Genomic DNA, 18,060 nt, shown 5'->3' on the forward strand with positions numbered 1-18,060 from the left:
AACTTTTGATACTGATCCGAAATAAATCGAAAATTTAATAAGTCTGATATTGAAAATGCGTTTAATTTATTAAATGATATTGATTTTACTCGACTTTCAAATGATAAGAGTGTTATTCAGAGTTCGTTAATTCAACTTTCACAAGGGAAAATAGATTCATTATATATGTATCTTAAATTAATTTATAAGAAAGAAGATGATGTTATTCAAGCTGCAACTTTATTAAAAGAAAATTCACACCATATTGATGATATTAAGATTAGTGAAGATGAGTATATAAAATGGATACCATTAGAAAGTAATGTAATATTTATAAATATTGATAACTTATTAGCTAATACGTATGATTTTTGGGATTCGTTATCTACAGAATGTGTGTTTGAATGTTGTGGAATAAAAGCTTGTGATTTTACTTTTGATAGAATTATTCAATCGATTCAGTTGTTCGATAAAATTGAACTTTTGAAAAATTTTAATGATATAATTTTAGAAATAAACTTATTAAATGCTGATGAAGTTTATAGTAATCATCTTAATCAAAGATTTAATAAAAATGTCTTTTTGGAATTACTTAAACATATTGAGTCTTATATAAAGTTAAGTATTTAAAACAAAAAAACCACCTAAATAACTTTAGATGGTTTTTTTTAATTATAAGTTGTAATAAATTACTTATTCATTGAGATTAAAAACTCTTCGTTAGAGCGTGTATGTTTGATACGATCGTGTAAGAATTCCATCGCTTCTACAGGATTCATATCCGATAAATGGTTGCGAAGAACCCACATTAATTGTTGTGTTTTGTCGTCTAATAACAAATCGTCTTTACGCGTAGAAGAACTTACTAAGTCAATTGCAGGGAAAATACGTTTGTTCGAAATCTTACGATCCAATTGTAACTCCATATTACCTGTTCCTTTAAATTCTTCGAAAATAACTTCATCCATTTTAGAACCTGTATCAATCAATGCAGTTGCAATAATTGTTAAAGAACCTCCATTTTCGATGTTACGAGCAGCTCCAAAGAAACGTTTTGGTTTGTGTAATGCATTTGCATCAACACCACCCGATAACACTTTACCAGAAGCTGGCGAAACTGTATTGTAAGCACGAGCCAAACGCGTAATAGAATCTAAAAGAATCACAACATCGTGTCCACATTCTACCATACGTTTTGCCTTCTCTAAAACGATATTTGCAACTTTTACATGGCGATTTGCTTCCTCATCAAACGTAGATGCAATAACCTCTCCGTTTACCGAACGTTTCATATCTGTTACCTCTTCCGGACGCTCATCGATTAATAAAACAATCAAATAAACTTCTGGATGATTTTGCGCAATTCCATTCGCAATATCTTTCAATAACGTTGTTTTACCCGTTTTTGGTGGCGCCACAATCATCCCACGTTGACCTTTACCTATTGGTGTAAATAAGTCAATTACGCGATTTGATAAAGATTTAGAATTACTTAAATTGAATTTCTCGTTAGGGAAAAGTGGAGTTAAATGCTCAAAAGCGATACGATCACGTACATAATCTGGCGTACGACCGTTGATTTCTTTAATTTTGATTAAAGGAAAATATTTTTCACCTTCTTTTGGAGGACGAACCTCTCCTGTAATTGTATCTCCCGTTTTTAATCCAAATAATCTAATTTGAGATTGAGAAACATACACATCATCAGGCGAAGACAAATAATTAAAATCAGAAGAACGTAAAAAACCATAATTATTATCTGGTAAAATCTCTAAAACACCTTCAGTTTCAATAATTCCGTCAAATTCATAATTCGCAGCGCGATATTTATTTTTTTGATTTTGATTATTGTGGTGATTATTTTGTTGAGATTGATCGTTTTGATTACGATTATCAGATTGATTATTTTTCTTCTGATTATTTTGATTATTCTTTTTCAGATCTTGGCTTTTGTTCGCTCGTTCCTGAAATTTATTAACGCGAGGATTATTTTCTTCCTTTTTTTCTGTTTCGGTAGAAGTATTTTCAACTTTTTCAGTTTTTACTTCTTCTGCAACAGCCTCTTTTTGTTGAACTTCTCCTTCCGAATTTTGAACTCGTTTGCGTTTCGGTTTCTTATCTTCTGTAGGTAGATTTTCAGCTTTATCTTTTTTAGCAGGTTTTGTTTCAGCTTTTTCTTCAACCTTTGGTTGGCTGTTGATAAAACCTAAAACTGCGTCTAACAATTCGCCTTTTTTTAATTTCTTATACCCATCGATTTTCAGTTGCTCTGCAACTTGTTGTAAATCTGGTAATTTGAATGATTTTAATTCTTCGATATCAAACATAATCCTATAATGAAGGTATTAATGTGTTTATATTTTTTTTATTCAATAAAGTAATTGGGAATCATAACAATAGAATTGTTATAAAGCGTATAAATTTGAGATTTATTAATGCAATAGTACGAATAATTATAAAAACTCAAAAAGTTTTTTTACATTTGTATTCGAAATTTAAGAAATGATTCAAAGAAAGCAAAGTATATATTTATTCTTAAGTGGAATAATTTCGAGTATATTCGCCATGAATTTTGATAAGCTGTTTGATATTCCATTAAATTGGTTACAAAATCCGGAGAAAGGAGATTACATTTTTTCGTTAGCCTTTTTCTCATCAGCTTTAATTTCATTTTTAACCATTATGTTTTTCAAAAAACGTAAGTTACAAATTAGCTTAGGATGGTTAAATATTATTTTGAATGTTTTATTAATTGGTTCTTTTGTATATTGTCTATTAACATTACCTGGAGAAGGAAATTCTGAGAAAGGTATTTGGGCATTAGTTCCTTTAGCTTCGATTGTGCTTCTGTCAATTGCCAATCGTTTGATTAAGAAGGATGATGATCTTGTAAAATCAGTAGACCGTTTCAGATAGACCAAAAACTTTTTATATTATGAGTGTCTAAAAGCAGTTTCAAGCAATTGAAACTGCTTTTTTCGTTTTAGGAATTTAGTTTCGAGAATGAAATTGAAAAATAACTTGTTCAAATTTTTCATAAAATAACCAGATATATATAGCTTTTTTAGTTTATAAATAATATTAGATGTACAAATCATTTTTATAGAAGATAAAGAGCAATTAATTTCTAAACTAACTTATCTATTTCTATGTATCTATGTGTTTAAAACAAGTTTAAACAACATCAATAAAAATGTTCTATTCATATAATTTGTATAATTACGCTGATTTTTTCGAATTATCATTCCAAAAATTATTTGAATGTTAAATAAAAATTAATTTTATACTGATGTTTTAAAAATTAAAAACTAAAACAAAGGGGTGTTGAATTTATTTGTAATTAAATTTTAATTCAACCCCTGAAAAAATAGGGGTGATTTTATTTTATGTTTAATTTTTATTTATTTTTGTACCATAAAACAACACAAATTATTTTTTTATGACATCATTTCGTTTTGAAGCTCTAAAAGCCGCAAGCAATCGCAAACCGGTAGCTGTTCCTGAAATAGGTAAAAAATCAGAAATTTTTGGAAGCAATGTTTTCAATGACAAAGCAATGCGTCAACATTTAACTTCAGAAGCTTATAAAGCCGTTCGTTCTGCAATGGATTATGGTACTAAAATCGACCGTAAAATGGCAGATTTTGTTGCTTTAGGAATGAAAGAATGGGCGATGAGCAAAGGTGTAACACATTATACACACTGGTTTCAGCCATTAACAGGAACAACAGCAGAAAAACATGATGCTTTTTTCGAAACTTCATTTGATGGAGCAGATCCTGTAGAAAAATTTAGTGGATCATTATTAGTTCAACAAGAACCAGATGCATCTTCTTTTCCAAATGGAGGAATTCGTAATACATTCGAAGCACGTGGATATACAGCTTGGGATCCAACCTCACCAGCATTTATTTTTGGAACAACTTTATGCATTCCGACAGTATTTGTTTCGTACACAGGAGAAGCTCTAGATAATAAAACACCTTTGTTAAGAGCGCTTTTATCAATTGATGAAGCAGCTACAGAAGTAGCGAAGTTCTTCGATAAAAATGTGAAGAAAGTAACTCCGACTTTAGGTTGGGAACAAGAATATTTTTTAATTGATGATGCTTTAGCGGCTTCTCGTCCAGATATTTTACAAACTGGTAGAACGTTGTTAGGACATGTTTCTGCAAAAGGTCAACAATTAGAAGATCATTATTTTGGTTCGATTCCTACACGTGTTTTAAATTATATGCGCGATTTAGAAAACGAATGTATGTTGTTGGGAATTCCTGTAAAAACTCGTCACAACGAAGTTGCGCCGAATCAATTTGAGTTAGCGCCAATTTTCGAAGAAACGAATTTAGCAGTTGACCACAATTCATTATTAATGGATGTGATGCAAAAAGTAGGTGAGCGTCATCATTTTAAAGTATTGTTTCACGAAAAACCATTCAAAGGAGTTAACGGATCGGGAAAACACAATAACTGGTCGTTAGCAACAGATACTGGAGTAAATTTATTAGCGCCAGGAAAAACACCAAACAGCAATTTACAGTTTTTAACGTTTTTTATCAATACCATCAAAGCAGTTTCAATTTACGAGGAATTGTTACGTGCTTCTATCGCTTCTGCTTCTAATGACCACCGTTTAGGTGCGAATGAAGCGCCACCAGCAATTATTTCAATTTTTATTGGTCAACAATTGACAAAAGTATTGGAAGAATTAGAAGGTGTTTCGACAGGAAAATTATCTCCAGAAGAAAAAACTGATTTAAAATTAAACGTTGTTGGGAAAATTCCAGACGTTTTATTAGATAATACAGATCGTAATAGAACTTCACCATTTGCTTTTACAGGAAATAAATTCGAATTCCGTGCTGTAGGATCGACTGCAAACTGTGCAAATGCAATGACAACGTTGAATGCAATTGTAGCAAAACAATTGATCGATTTCAAAAAAGAAGTTGATGCGTTGATTGAAACAGGTTTGAAAAAAGACGAAGCAATTTTCAATGTTTTACGTGAGTATATCAAAGAAACAAAAAATATATTATTCGAAGGAGACGGATACAGCAAAGAATGGGAAGAAGAAGCAGCTCGTAGAGGATTGTCAAATCACAAAACAACTCCATCAGCTTTAAAAGCAAAAGTTTCTCAAAAATCGTTGGATTTATTCTCGGAGCTTAATGTAATGAACAACACAGAAGTTGAAGCGCGTTATGAAATCGAATTAGAAGATTACATCAAGAAAATTCAGATTGAAGGTCGTGTTTTAGGTGATATTGTTAGGAATCATATTATTCCGACAGCTTTCAAATATCAAAATATATTGATCAAAAACATTAAAGGATTCAAAGATATTTTTGGAGATGATTATGAAGAATATGCAGGCGAGCAATTAATCATTTTAAAGAAAATTTCGATGCATGTAAACGAATTAAACGCAAAATTGCACTTAATGATGGATGCGCGTAAAGAAGCAAATGTGGTTGAATCTTTAGAAGAGAAAGCATATGCTTATTGTGATAAAGTAAAACCATATTATGATGAAATTCGTTATCATGCCGATAAGTTAGAATTAATGGTTGACAACGAATACTGGGTCTTAACAAAATACAGAGAATTATTATTTACGAGATAATATTTTCAACAATAAATCACAAAACCGATGAGAAATCATCGGTTTTTTTTATTCAAATTTTCTGAATCCCTTGAGTTATTGTATCTTTGCAATCCAATAAAAGTATATGGCAGATTTAGGTCTATTAGATAAATTAAGAGCAATCAAACAACGTTTCGATGAGGTAGCAGATTTAATCATCCAACCAGATATCGTAACAGATCAAGCTCGTTATGCGAAATTAAACAAAGAATATTCTGATTTGAAAGACTTTGTTGAAATGCAAAAACAATACGAAAACTTAATCAATGTAATTGAGGAAGCAGACGAAATTATTCAAGATGGTTCTGATGCAGAAATGGTTGAGTTAGCTAAAATAGAAAAAGACGAAGCAATCAATGCGATTCCACCTTTAGAGGAAGAAATCAAAATGATGTTAATCCCAAAAGATCCAGAAGATGAGAAAAACATCATTGTCGAGTTACGTTCTGGTACAGGAGGAGATGAAGCAGCGATTTTCGTAGAAGATATTTACCGCATGTATTCGATGTATTTCAAAGAAAAAGGATGGAAACACGAAGTCTTAAATACTTCTGAAGCATCTGGAAAAGGATACAAAGAGTTGGTGATGCAAGTAGAAGGAAATGCAGTGTACGGAACAATGAAATACGAATCGGGTGTTCACCGTGTACAACGTGTTCCTGAAACAGAATCGCAAGGTCGTGTGCATACATCGGCGATTACGGTTGCGGTTTTACCAGAAGCAGAGGAGGTGGATGTAGTGATTAATCCAGCAGATTTGGAGTATCAAACAGCGCGTTCGTCTGGTGCGGGAGGGCAAAATGTAAATAAAGTTGAAACGAAAGTTCAATTAACGCACAAACCTTCTGGAATTGTAATTGTTTGTCAAGAAGCTCGTTCTCAACACAAGAACCGTGAAAAAGCGTTGCAATTATTACGTACAAAATTGTATGAAATCGAGTTCGAGAAAAAACATTCAGAACGTTCTGCTCAACGTAAATCGTTAGTTTCGACTGGTGACCGTTCGGCTAAAATTCGTACATACAACTATCCGCAAGGACGTGTAACAGATCACCGTATCAACAAATCAATTTATAATTTGGATAACTTTATGAATGGAGATATTCAAGAAATGATTGATGCATTGAAAATGGCAGAAAATGCAGAAAAATTAAAAGGTTCGGAAGAAGATTTCTAACATCAATTCTAAATCTTAGACCATACAAAACACTTCAAGAAATTGAGGTGTTTTTTTATATATTTATAGTATTAAGAATAAAACAAATGATGAAAACAAGAGTTAAAATTTGTTGTATTAGTAGCAAAGAAGAAGCACAACAAGCGATAAAATATGGAGCGAGTGGATTAGGTTTAGTTGGTAATATGCCAAGTGGACCAGGTATTATTGGTGATGATTTAATCAAAGATATTACACAAATTATCCCGCCAACATTAGCTTCGTTTTTATTAACAAGTGAAACAACAGCAGAAACAATTATTCAACATTATAAAAAAGTTTATACGAATACAATTCAGTTAGTTGATGAGCTGAAAAACGAAGAATATCAAATTTTGAGAAACGAATTACCTTGGGTAAAATTGGTACAAGTGATTCATGTAATTGATGAAAATTCGGTAACTGAAGCGATAGAGAAATCTCAGTTTGTAGACGCTATTTTATTAGATAGCGGAAATCCTAACTTACAAGTAAAGGAACTGGGAGGGACAGGGCGCACGCACAATTGGGCGATTAGTAAAAAAATTAGAGAAGAAATTAACATTCCTCTATTTTTGGCTGGCGGTCTTCATCCTGATAATATTCGTGAAGCGATTGATGTTGTTCAGCCTTTTGGCGTAGATATTTGCAGTGGTGTACGAACTGACGGAAAATTAGACGAAAAGAAATTAGACGCTTTTTTTAGAGCAGTTAATGGATAGAAAAAAAACACCTTGTCAAAGTTTTTGAATCTTGACAAGGAGTTTTTAGTTTGTGTTCTGTGATTTAAGAATATTCCTTTTGTTTATAGATAAGACACCTTAGTTATTAGCTGTAGTTTTGTTAAAAATTAATATCTATTTGATGATATGATATTGGTAAATTAAATTCTGAATTTAGGAATTTTAAATACTTTTGGGTTGATTTATCAATTGGATATTCGCCTGCAATTACAATTTCATCTGCATATTTTTTTCCGTCAAAGTAGGTATATTCAAATATTTGTCCAAGGGCTTCTCTAATACATTGTTTTGCTGAGTTGGAAGTTTTAATTTCATAAAAAGTAAATAAATTATTTATTTTTAAAACTAAATCTATTTTTTTTCCATTTAAAAATATTTCCATTCCAACAGTTTCTTCACCAAATACTGATGTTAGCTTTTTGTATAGTTTTTCTTGTAAGAACGAATGTCTTGCATTTACATTTATTTGTTGTTGGGTTCTTGTGTATTTAGTGCTTTGAGGAAGGTTTGGTCTTCCACTAGCAAATATAAATCCAGTTGTAGATTTTTGGTTTTGAGGTCCAATTGTAATGTTTTCATTTTCTACTTCGATATAGATGTTCAATAAATCATCAAAATCTTTAAGAATTTCAATTACATTAACATTATTATAATCAACTAATTTTCCTATAAAAATAAAAGTTCCAATTTTTGTTAGTTGTTCATTTATTTCAAATACATTGTTTATTACACTACGTTTTCCATTTTGCCAATACCACATTTTATAGTCAGAAAATAAATCAGGTTGATTTATTATTAGAGAATTTAAACGTAATATTTTTGGAAATAAATCTTGAATATTAGGTAATGATTGACTTGGTTCTAATGAAAATGCAATTCCATATCTAATCCCTTCATCTTCATTACCAATGTTGAATTGTAATTCTTTCCTTCCTCCATAATGGAACGCCCAATCATCAAATGTTGTTTTATCATTGAATATTTTTGAGCCAGGTTTTGCTTTTAAATTTTTTAGATTCTTTCTTATTTCTTGTAGATTTCCGATTTTGAAATTAGATGATAATTCATCAATTTTTAAAGCTAAGTCTTTTATATTCATATCACGAAAGAAATATTATAGCTAACATATTATTTTATAAAATATAGATTGGTATCTATATCTGTATTTTGTTCAATTACTCGCTAATATAATTATTTATAAACGAATTGTTTGATTAAAATATATTCCACCTTAGCAGAATTTTCATTTTATTATAAACAAGTGTGTTTTACCTTTCCCGAGCTCTCGGTTAATTATAAACAAGTCTGTTTTACCTTTCCCGAGCTCTCGGTTAATTATAAACAAGTCTGTTTTACCTTACCCGAGTCCTTGGTTTATTATAAACAGGTCTGTTTTAGCTTTCCCGAGTCCTCGGTTGATTACAAACAAGTCTGTTTTACCTTACCTGAGTCCTCAGTTAATTACAAACAAGTCTGTTTTAATTATTTAGTTATAAAAACTATTGTTTGATAATAATATATTGATTAAGTTTATAAAACACTAACATTAAGTGAATTATAACCTAAAACAATCTACTATGAAAATTACATTAACTTCATTATCTACAAAAAATCTGGCGACATTAGCGCAGCGAATTATCAATTCTTCTCAAACTGGAAATTATACCATTGTAGAGAACCACCCTTTGTTGTTGTCGCTTATTGCGAGTTATCAAAACTACGATACGGTATACGCAAAGTTGACCTACAGTGGAAAAGGAAAAGAGGTGGCGACAGCAGATAAAGAGCGCGATGTTGCGTTTAGTAACATGAAGGCTTTCCTGAATGGTTACCGCAAATTGACTTCTGTTGCAAACTATCAAGATGCGGAAGCTTTGTACAAAGTTTTCCAAACGTTTGGACTGGATTTGGACAGATTGAGTTATTCTGCCGAAACAGCACAATTAAAGAAGCTTATCGAAGAATTAGAAAAGCCCGAAAACACACAACGCCTCACAAATTTAGCGCTTGCAACGGCTTTTACTGAACTGAAAACAAAGCATACAGATTTCGAGATATTATTTGCGCAACAAGCAGAGGCAAACGGAGATTTGCGCCAAATTGCTAGTGCTTCATCTACTCGAAAAGAATTAGAACAAGTGCTGCGATCTTACCTCAATCTAATTACAGCAATGAAAGATGTGCCTGATTGGACAAAATTGTACCACGATTTGAACGAAATTGTGAAAGCGGCAAGAAATAGTGCGTTGCTTACAAATAGAGGAGAGAATCCGAATTAAGATATTTATATCCTTGTCAAGGTTCTAAACCTTGACAAGGATTTTATCTCCATTTAATATCATTATAATTTAAAGAATCTAATAATTCTCCATTTCTATATATTTTCAAAAATAATTCTCCTTTTTGTTTAGATATGGAATCATTTATTTTTACTTTGGAATCCCATTGATGGGGTAAGACGATGCTATTTTCCTTTGAATACATAGTAAGTGCATTGTGATCTTTTTCATTGTTCTTTATTAAAATTATTTTTCCTTCAAAATGCATGTTTGATCTATTTGTTAAAAAAATATCTCTTGAGTTTTTAGAATTTAGATTAGCATATAAGACAATTCCAATTAGTAGAATAAAAGGTAAAACAATAATTGATGTTAGTAATACATTTATTTTTTTCATTTTATTAATTAAGTCTCTAAAAATAATTTATTTCTATTTAATTCAACAAAAAAATCCATCCCAATAAATTGAGATGGATTTTACATTTATAAAAAACTGAAAATTAAAATAATTATTCTTTTTTAATGTCCTGCACTGATTACTTTACCTGCTCCTTTTTTGATAAAGAACAAAATAAATGGAATACAGATTAGGAAAACTACACCCAAATACAAGAAAACATCCATATAAGTTAACACAGTTGCTTGTTTGGTAACTTGTAAATCGAGTAGGTTATAGGCTTTATTTAAAGCTTCATTTGGAGCAAAACCTTTGCTCACGAAGCTCATTTGTAAATTCTGAATATGTTTTTGTACATCAAAATCAGATGTATCAAGATGCGAAACTAAATTTGTTCGGTGTCCAACTGTCCAACGCGAAATAAATGTTGTAATAATCGCGATACCAAAAGATCCTCCTAACTGACGCATCATTCCTGTAAAGGCAGCTCCTTCACCAATTTGTTGCCCCGTCAAACTAGAAAGTGAAAGTGTAGTAACAGGTACAAATAATAATCCCAATCCAACTCCACGAACAATTAATGGCCAAAAGAAATGCTCGGAACCTGTGTCTGGTGTTAAGATTTTGTATGACCAAAAACTGTAACAGAAAAAGATAAAGAATCCTCCTGCAACCATATATTTAGGTGGTACACCTTTTTGTAACATTGTTGCGATGATTGGCATCATGAATGCAGTCATCAACGATGAAGGAATTAATAATAAACCAGCATCAGTTGCTGTCCATCCTAAGATTGATTGTGTATAAATTGGAATAACGAATGTCGATCCATATAATCCAAATCCTAAGATGAAGGATAAAATAGTACCAACTGCCAAGTTGCTATCTTTCAGTACACGTAAATTTACAATTGGATGTTTGAAAACTAATTCTCGCCAAACAAATAAAATGAATCCGAAGAAACTTGCAATACTTAAGGTTACAATTGTCGAATCTGAGAACCAGTCGTCTTGTTGTCCGTGTTCTAATACATATTGTAACGATCCAACTGCAATGGCTAACAAAATAATTCCCAAGAAATCGACTTGACTTAGTTTTGATTTCTCTGCATATTTTGGACTGCGAACAAATGATATCGTTAACAATACGGCAATAATCCCGATCGGAATATTGATGTAAAATATATATGGCCAAGACCAATTATCAATAATATAACCTCCCAAAGGCGGACCAAGCGTAGGACCAACGATAACTCCCATTCCGTAGATTGCTTGCGCTAAACCACGTTTTTCGGGTGGATAACTTTCGGTAATGATGGTTTGCGAAGTTACCAATAGCGCACCACCACCAAGTCCTTGAATAAATCGGAACAAGATAATTTCCCACAATGTTGTTGCATTTCCACAAAGAAATGAGGCAACTGTAAAAATGATAATCGAAGCCGCAAAATAATTGCGTCGTCCAAATTGTTGCGACAACCAGCTGGTCATCGGTACTACAATTACGTTGGCAATTGCGTAAGCGGTAACCACCCACGCAATATCAGTTAAAGAGACACCCAAACTACCTTTCATGTCATTCATCGCAACGTTTACAATTGTTGTATCAACAATCTCTAACAATGCACACATGATGGCGGTAATGGTGATGATTACACGTCTTGCACCATATTCAACTAAATTATTTTCTTCCATAATTTTTCTGAATAGGTGTTATTACTTTGCAGAAGTATTCGATTTTAAAAGAATATCAGCTTCCACGTTCATACCTGGACGAATCATTTTCAACATTTCGTCTTTTTGATCGATAAATTCGATTTTAATCGGAAGACGTTGAACTGTTTTTACGAAGTTACCAGACGCATTATCTGGAGGTAATAACGCAAATTTAGCACCAGTTGCAGGAGATAAAGACGTTACTTTCGCTTTGAATTCGTGGTTTGGATATGCATCTACTTTGATGATGGCTTCTTGTCCAACTCTAATTTTTTCTAATTGAGTTTCTTTGTAATTTGCCACAACCCAAATATTATTTGTTGTCACAATATTAAACAAAGATTGACCAGCTTGAACCAATTGTCCTGGTTGTAAATTAATTTTAGAAACTTGTCCATCTTCAGCTGCAATTACATACGTATAAGACAAATATAATTTTGCATTATCGATGTTTGTTTTGCTTTGACCAATTGCTGCTTCCGCAACTTTAATTTGTGCTTTTGAAGCATCAGCTTGTGCTTTCGAAGTGTTCACTTGTTTTGCTGTAGCTTGCGCTTGTTTTGCTGTAGAAGCTAATTGAGCACGAGAAACACCTAATTGTTCTTGTACAATTCGCAATTGCTTTTCAGCTGTTTCTTTTGCTGCTAAAGCTTGCTCGTATTGTTGTTTTGTGATCGATTGATTTTGGTATAATTTATTGTAACGATCAAAATCATTTTTCGTTCTCCAAACTTGTACTTTTGCTGCTTCTACATTTGCTTGAGCTGTATTAACACTTGCTTGAGCTGTTTCGATTGTAGTATTCGCCGCAACTGCACCAGCTTCTGTTACTCCAATTGCTGCACCAGCTTGAGAAACGCTTGCGAGAGCAACGCCTAATTGACCTTCTGCTTGTAATAAAGCATCTTGCGATTGTTTTAATTTCAAAGCAAATTCAGATCCGTCCAAAACAACTAATGTATCACCTTTGTGAACCATTTGGTTATCTTCTACTAAAATCTTCTGAATGTATCCTGAAACTTTAGGAATAACAGGTGTTATTTTTGATTCAATTTGCGCATCATCAGTAATTTCGTGCGCTTGTCCGTGCATATATTTATAAATTCCATACCCACCTCCAAGGATGATTAATGCTCCTAAAATGATGATAAATTTTGAATTTATTTTTTTCTTTTCTTGATTATTTTCTTCCATATCGAGAGGTGTTATTGTACGTTTTCTAATAAAATTCCTGTAGTATAGTAATATTCGTAGATCGCTAATTGTTCGTCAGCATCTCCGACAACTTGATTGATTTTTGCTTGCAATTGTTGTACATCCGCTTCTAATAAATCGTCTGTATCAGCCAATCCGTTGTCATTTTTATCTTTTACAATTCTGTAGTTTTCGTTCGCTTGTTCTACAGCTTCTTTGTAAACATTATTTTTCTTTTTTGCTAAATCATACTTTTGAAAAGCTTCGTTCATTTCAACTTTAGCTTTATCAATTGTCGTTTCTTTTTGCATCTCATTTTCTAATTTCTGAGCTTTTGCAATTTCAACTTCTGCTTTATTTTTATACAAAGAAGATAAATCATATTTCAATCCGACACCAACATTTGTTGCATTTGTAACCGAAGCAACTTTATCAATATCCATCGCAATATATCCAGCTGAAACCGCTAATTGAGGGTAATAAGCTGCTTTCGCAATTTTGATTTGACTATCAGCAATCTGATTTTTTACATCATATGATTTAATATCTGTACGATTGACGTAATCTTGAGAATTTTGATTGATGGTTTTCAAGGTTTCTACATTATCAACATGAACGATTTTACTTTCGTCTTGTCCAGTCAATAAATTCAATCGGTAATTGATGTTTTTGTATTGCGTTTCGGCTTCATCAATTGCAACTTGCACATTCGATGCTTGCAATTTTGCTCTCAACAAATCATTTCTCGCGATGATTCCGTTATCCAAAAAGTTTTGAAAATCTTTCACACGTTGATTTGCTCTCACTAAGTTTTCATTCAACACATCGATAGAACGTTGCGTTTTGTACAATCCAAAATATAAATTAATAGCTTGCCAAACCACATTTTCTTTTGTTGCTTCGATTTGTAAGTTTGATAAATCAACCATTAATTCATTGCTTTTGATTGCATTTTTAATTTTAAATCCAGCAAAAACAGGAACAGAAGCACTTGCTTGTCCTAATAATAATTGGTTCGGTTCAACTCCCATTCCTCCACCAGAAGATTGCATCGGAAGTTTGATGTCTACATTTGTTGTCGTAAACAAATGCATATATTGTCCACTCAACGAAATGTCTGGTAAACGATTGTTTTTCGCGCTTTGTACTTTATACTCACTTGTATTTTTAGCAGCTTCGGCAACTTTCACAGATTTGTTGTTCTGCAAACTTTGTTGAATAACTTCCTGCAAAGAAACGTTGGTTTCCTGCGCATGAGCGAAAGTAGCAACAACTAAACAAATCGGTAAGAAAATTTTATTTTTCATCGTATAGTAAAATTGCTTTTAAAGAATCTATTAAATAAGGGTAATATTCTTCGTGAATATGTTCTGTAAACTCTTCATGAGAAGATAATCCCCATTGTTTCATATATGTTTTTTCGTTCAAAATCAAATAAGATGTTCCGCCAATAACTACCATTACAACAGCTTCGGCAGGAGCTTTTCGTTTAAAAACGCCTTCAGAATATCCTTCACTAATAATGTTAGTGATATATTCTAAATTTTTCGTTTTTAACTCATTGACTTTACAATCAATTTCTAAAATTGAATCTCTTTTCGAATATTCTCTTGCCATAATTCCATGAAATTCAGGTTTATCTAAAATTCTATTCAAATAAGCTTTTAGGATTGACTGTAACTTTTCAAATGGAGAAAGTGTCGAATTTTGAGAAATCGAGGCCAATGATTCATTGAAAGTTGTGATACGCCAACTAAATAAATTCTCGACCAATTTATCTTTTGATCCAAAATAATAGCTAATCATCGCAATGTTAATGTTTGCTTCTTTTGCAATTTCTCGAACACTTGCAGCATCAATTCCTCGTCTTCCAAAAACTCGTTCAGCCGCGCCCAAAATTTCTATTTGCTTCTCACTTAATTTCATCTTATAAAAATTGAACGTGCAAAGTTAAACAAACGTTTAATTAATTTAAAAAAAATAAGTATTTATTTTAATGATTTTTTATAATTCATTGATTAACTTTTGTCTATGAAAGAAATTTTTCTACATCATATTTGGAAATTGAATCAATTTTCACATCAAAGCTTACAAACTTTTCATGGAGATTTCATTGAAATTGTGAAAGTTGGAAAGTTAAACCATCATGCTGGGCCAGATTTTTTGGAAGCAGAAATCATCATTGGCGATAAATTGTGGATTGGAAGTGTCGAAATGCATGTCAATTCTTCGGATTGGAATTTTCATCAACATTCAAATGATTTATCGTATCAAAATGTGATTTTGCATGTTGTATGGAATCACGATTGCGAAGTTGATATTTTGCGTCAACGTAATGTACAAACTTTGATTTTACAAGATTTTGTAAAACCGGAAATTGTTTTTAATTATCAAAATATCATCAATTCTAAATTGGATAAAATTTATTGCGAAGAGTTTTTAAATTCAATTGATTTGAAACAATTTTCTTTTTGGTTTGAACGAATTTTAATTGAACGTTTCGAAGAAAAAACAAATGATATTATACAAACTTTAGAACACAATAATTCGAATTGGGAAGAAACATTGTTCAAAAGTTTGGCTAAGAATTTTGGATTGAAAGTGAATGTAGAGACGTTTGAGATTTGGGCAAATTCTTTTCCGTTCAAAGTTTTGCAAAAAATACAATTTGATGCGCAGAAAGTTGAAGCGTTGTTTTTTGGACAAGCTAGTTTTTTGGAAGAAAATTATGAAAATGATTATTTTAGACAATTAAAAAATGAATATCAATTCCTGAAAAATAAATATCAATTAGAATCAATTGAAAATAGTTTGTTCCGATTTTCGAAAATGCGACCAATTGGTTTTCCGACGATTCGTTTGGCGCAATTAGCATCGATTTATGTGAATTATCAAAGTTTGTTTTCTGAAATTATTCAGCCAAAAAATTTGAAAGAATTTTATAAAATCTTCGAAAATTTGGAATTAAATTCTTTTTGGGAAACGCATTATACATTTAAGAACGAATCAAAATTTCAACTCAAAAATCTTTCAAAAGATAAAATAAATAATTTGCTCATCAATTCTATTATTCCGATTCGTTATGCTTTTGAGCGACAAAAAGATGAGGTAGAAATTGATTTTTATTTGGATTTATTAAATGAAATGGAAGCGGAAAATAACTCGATTTTAGATGAATTTGAACGAATTGGTTTTGAAAATAAAACCGCAAAAGATTCTCAACAATTAATTCAACTTAAAAAAAGATATTGCTCCGAAAAAAAATGTTTAAATTGCGCTATCGGACAACAAATTTTACGTTAAATGAAAGATCAAATAAGGAATTTTACCGAAACAGAATGGTTCAATGTGATTTCGCGATTTGCTGATAAATTGGGAATTCGTGTTGCAAAATTACGTTTGATTTTCATCTATTTAACCTTCGCTACTTTTGGTTTAACATTTGTTGGTTATTTTATTATGTTATTCTTTTTTTGGGTAAAAGATTGTTTTGTCATCAAACGAAAATCTGTTTTTGATTTGTAAAAAATATTTACAAATACTTAAAACCTATTATTAATTTTATACTTCATAACTTGTTAAATATTTGATGATTATATCGTTTTTCGATACGGTGAGTGTGTGATAAGGGTTTTATTTTCACCTCTTTTTCAACCAAGATGAAATATTTAAAAAAATCTACTTTTTACCTGAATAAATCGCAACGATTTGGCTTGTATTTATTATTTGTTCTGATTTTGTTATTTGAAATTTTTCAACATATTTCAGTTGAAAAAGAAACATATCAGTTAACAGAAGCGGATAAAGCCTTGCTTGCAAATTATCAAACAACTCCGAAGAATTATCCATATAATTCAAATTCAAAAAAGCAAATAAAAGATTCAATCAAACCTTTTAATCCAAATGATTTGTCTTTAGAAGATTGGATGAATTTAGGATTTTCAGAACGTCAAGCCGAAGTTATTTTGAAATATAAAGGAATTGTTGGTGGAGAATTTACATCGAAAGAACAGCTTAAGAAATGCTATGTTATCGATGAAGAAAAGTACAAGGAATTAGCTCCTTTTGTTCTTTTACCAGAACAATCTAAATCGAATTTTATAGATTATTCATCACCAAAAACTAAAATCGTTTACAAAAATTTCAATCCAAATGATTTGCCACAACAAGGCTGGGAAAAACTTGGTTTTTCGCCAAAACAGGCAGAAATAATCATGAAATATAAACAGATTGTTGGAGGAAAGTTTACCTCGAAAGAGCAATTGAGGAAATGTTTTGTGATTGATGATGCGAAATATGCAGAGATGAAAACGTATATTTTGTTACCAGAAAAATCAAAGGAAGATGAAAAAAATGAGAAAAAACAAAGTGGCAAAAAGATTCAATATGTAAAATTTAATCCAAATAGTTATTCTGAAAATGATTGGCAAAAAATAGGTTTTTCGTCTAAACAAGCTGCTTCAATTATGAAATATAAAAATATTTTGGGAGGTCAGTTTAAATCGAAAGAACAATTGAAAAAATGTTATATGATTTCGGATGAAAAATATGCAGAAATGGAATCTTATATTGATTTACCTGAAAATGTAATTTATAAAGCTGAGCAGCCAAAAGTTGAACAGTCAAAAAGTGAAGATAAAGTAGCAGAAAAAATAGAAATAAAAGGTAAGTTTAATCCAAATAATTTGAGTCATGAGGATTGGATAAAACTCGGTTTCACAGAGAAACAAGTAAATACGATTCTTAATTTTAAACGTTCGTTAGGTGGGAGTTTTAAAGATGCAAAAACATTGAAAAGATGTTATGCAATAAGTGAAGAAAAGTTTATGGAAATTGAGCCTTATTTGGTGTTTGAGTGATTTCATTCATTGGTTAGTTTTTAAAATAAACGACACTATCCCACGAAGTGTG

At 31.5% G+C, this 18,060-nt stretch carries 16 protein-coding genes; 9 read left to right on the forward strand and 7 right to left on the reverse strand.

Annotated elements, in window-relative coordinates; translation table 11 throughout:
- Positions 1-165: 165 nt before the first annotated feature.
- Positions 166-609, forward strand: a complete 444-nt coding sequence (locus B3R94_RS01995) for a DUF6331 family protein (protein WP_291098271.1) — start codon at positions 166-168, stop codon at positions 607-609.
- Positions 610-668: 59 nt separating this feature from the next.
- On the opposite strand, the gene rho is transcribed toward B3R94_RS01995, so the two are convergent.
- On the reverse strand, positions 669-2,306 hold the full coding sequence (gene rho, locus B3R94_RS02000; RefSeq protein WP_115001683.1) for a transcription termination factor Rho: 1,638 nt from the start codon (positions 2,304-2,306) through the stop codon (positions 669-671).
- A gap of 175 nt (positions 2,307-2,481) precedes the next feature.
- Between rho and B3R94_RS02005 the strand changes: the two genes are divergently transcribed.
- The 4 genes from B3R94_RS02005 to B3R94_RS02020 all read left to right on the forward strand — a co-directional run bounded on the left by B3R94_RS02005 (position 2,482) and on the right by B3R94_RS02020 (position 7,543).
- Positions 2,482-2,895 (forward strand): DUF4293 domain-containing protein, encoded by a 414-nt coding sequence (locus tag B3R94_RS02005; RefSeq protein WP_038332961.1) that lies wholly within the window; start codon positions 2,482-2,484, stop codon positions 2,893-2,895.
- 523 nt (positions 2,896-3,418) lie between these two features.
- A complete protein-coding gene (locus B3R94_RS02010; protein ID WP_291066546.1) occupies positions 3,419-5,605 on the forward strand; it encodes a glutamine synthetase III in 2,187 nt (728 codons plus the stop codon).
- A gap of 106 nt (positions 5,606-5,711) precedes the next feature.
- Positions 5,712-6,803 (forward strand): peptide chain release factor 1, encoded by a 1,092-nt coding sequence (gene prfA / locus B3R94_RS02015; RefSeq protein WP_038332970.1) that lies wholly within the window; start codon positions 5,712-5,714, stop codon positions 6,801-6,803.
- 86 nt (positions 6,804-6,889) lie between these two features.
- Positions 6,890-7,543: a phosphoribosylanthranilate isomerase gene (locus B3R94_RS02020; RefSeq protein WP_291098274.1), complete on the forward strand. Its 654-nt coding sequence runs from the start codon at positions 6,890-6,892 to the stop codon at positions 7,541-7,543.
- A 121-nt stretch (positions 7,544-7,664) separates the two neighbouring features.
- Here B3R94_RS02020 and B3R94_RS02025 read toward each other — a convergent pair whose 3' ends face one another.
- A complete protein-coding gene (locus tag B3R94_RS02025; RefSeq protein WP_180905121.1) occupies positions 7,665-8,663 on the reverse strand; it encodes a hypothetical protein in 999 nt (332 codons plus the stop codon).
- 478 nt (positions 8,664-9,141) lie between these two features.
- Here B3R94_RS02025 and B3R94_RS02030 point away from each other — a divergent pair, with 478 nt between their 5' ends.
- Positions 9,142-9,843, forward strand: coding sequence for a DUF6261 family protein (locus tag B3R94_RS02030; protein ID WP_291098277.1), 702 nt, complete (start codon positions 9,142-9,144; stop codon positions 9,841-9,843).
- A gap of 43 nt (positions 9,844-9,886) precedes the next feature.
- On the opposite strand, the gene B3R94_RS02035 is transcribed toward B3R94_RS02030, so the two are convergent.
- From B3R94_RS02035 to B3R94_RS02055, 5 genes are all read right to left on the reverse strand, one after another.
- Entirely contained in the window at positions 9,887-10,240 is a 354-nt protein-coding gene (locus tag B3R94_RS02035; protein WP_291098280.1) for a hypothetical protein, read from the reverse strand.
- A 122-nt stretch (positions 10,241-10,362) separates the two neighbouring features.
- Positions 10,363-11,934 (reverse strand): DHA2 family efflux MFS transporter permease subunit, encoded by a 1,572-nt coding sequence (locus tag B3R94_RS02040; RefSeq protein ID WP_038332982.1) that lies wholly within the window; start codon positions 11,932-11,934, stop codon positions 10,363-10,365.
- Positions 11,935-11,955: 21 nt separating this feature from the next.
- Positions 11,956-13,149, reverse strand: a complete 1,194-nt coding sequence (locus B3R94_RS02045; protein ID WP_291098284.1) for an HlyD family secretion protein — start codon at positions 13,147-13,149, stop codon at positions 11,956-11,958.
- Between the two features lie 11 nt (positions 13,150-13,160).
- The gene (locus B3R94_RS02050) at positions 13,161-14,456 is read right to left on the reverse strand and encodes a TolC family protein (RefSeq protein ID WP_052217631.1); all 1,296 of its coding nucleotides are present in this window, start codon (positions 14,454-14,456) and stop codon (positions 13,161-13,163) included.
- A complete protein-coding gene (locus B3R94_RS02055) occupies positions 14,446-15,075 on the reverse strand; it encodes a TetR/AcrR family transcriptional regulator (RefSeq protein ID WP_219033728.1) in 630 nt (209 codons plus the stop codon). Before B3R94_RS02055 ends, B3R94_RS02050 begins: the two co-directional genes overlap by 11 nt.
- A gap of 105 nt (positions 15,076-15,180) precedes the next feature.
- Between B3R94_RS02055 and B3R94_RS02060 the strand changes: the two genes are divergently transcribed.
- The 3 genes from B3R94_RS02060 to B3R94_RS02070 all read left to right on the forward strand — a co-directional run bounded on the left by B3R94_RS02060 (position 15,181) and on the right by B3R94_RS02070 (position 18,008).
- Positions 15,181-16,452: a DUF2851 family protein gene (locus B3R94_RS02060; RefSeq protein ID WP_291098287.1), complete on the forward strand. Its 1,272-nt coding sequence runs from the start codon at positions 15,181-15,183 to the stop codon at positions 16,450-16,452.
- Positions 16,453-16,674 carry a PspC family transcriptional regulator gene (locus B3R94_RS02065; protein ID WP_038332996.1) on the forward strand — a complete coding sequence of 74 codons (222 nt, stop codon included), beginning with the start codon at positions 16,453-16,455 and terminating at the stop codon, positions 16,672-16,674.
- Between the two features lie 134 nt (positions 16,675-16,808).
- On the forward strand, positions 16,809-18,008 hold the full coding sequence (locus B3R94_RS02070; protein WP_291098290.1) for a helix-hairpin-helix domain-containing protein: 1,200 nt from the start codon (positions 16,809-16,811) through the stop codon (positions 18,006-18,008).
- Positions 18,009-18,060: the final 52 nt, after the last annotated feature.

Origin of the sequence: Empedobacter sp. UBA7611, assembly GCF_002484365.1 — a bacterium.
Classification (GTDB): domain Bacteria; phylum Bacteroidota; class Bacteroidia; order Flavobacteriales; family Weeksellaceae; genus Empedobacter; species Empedobacter falsenii_B.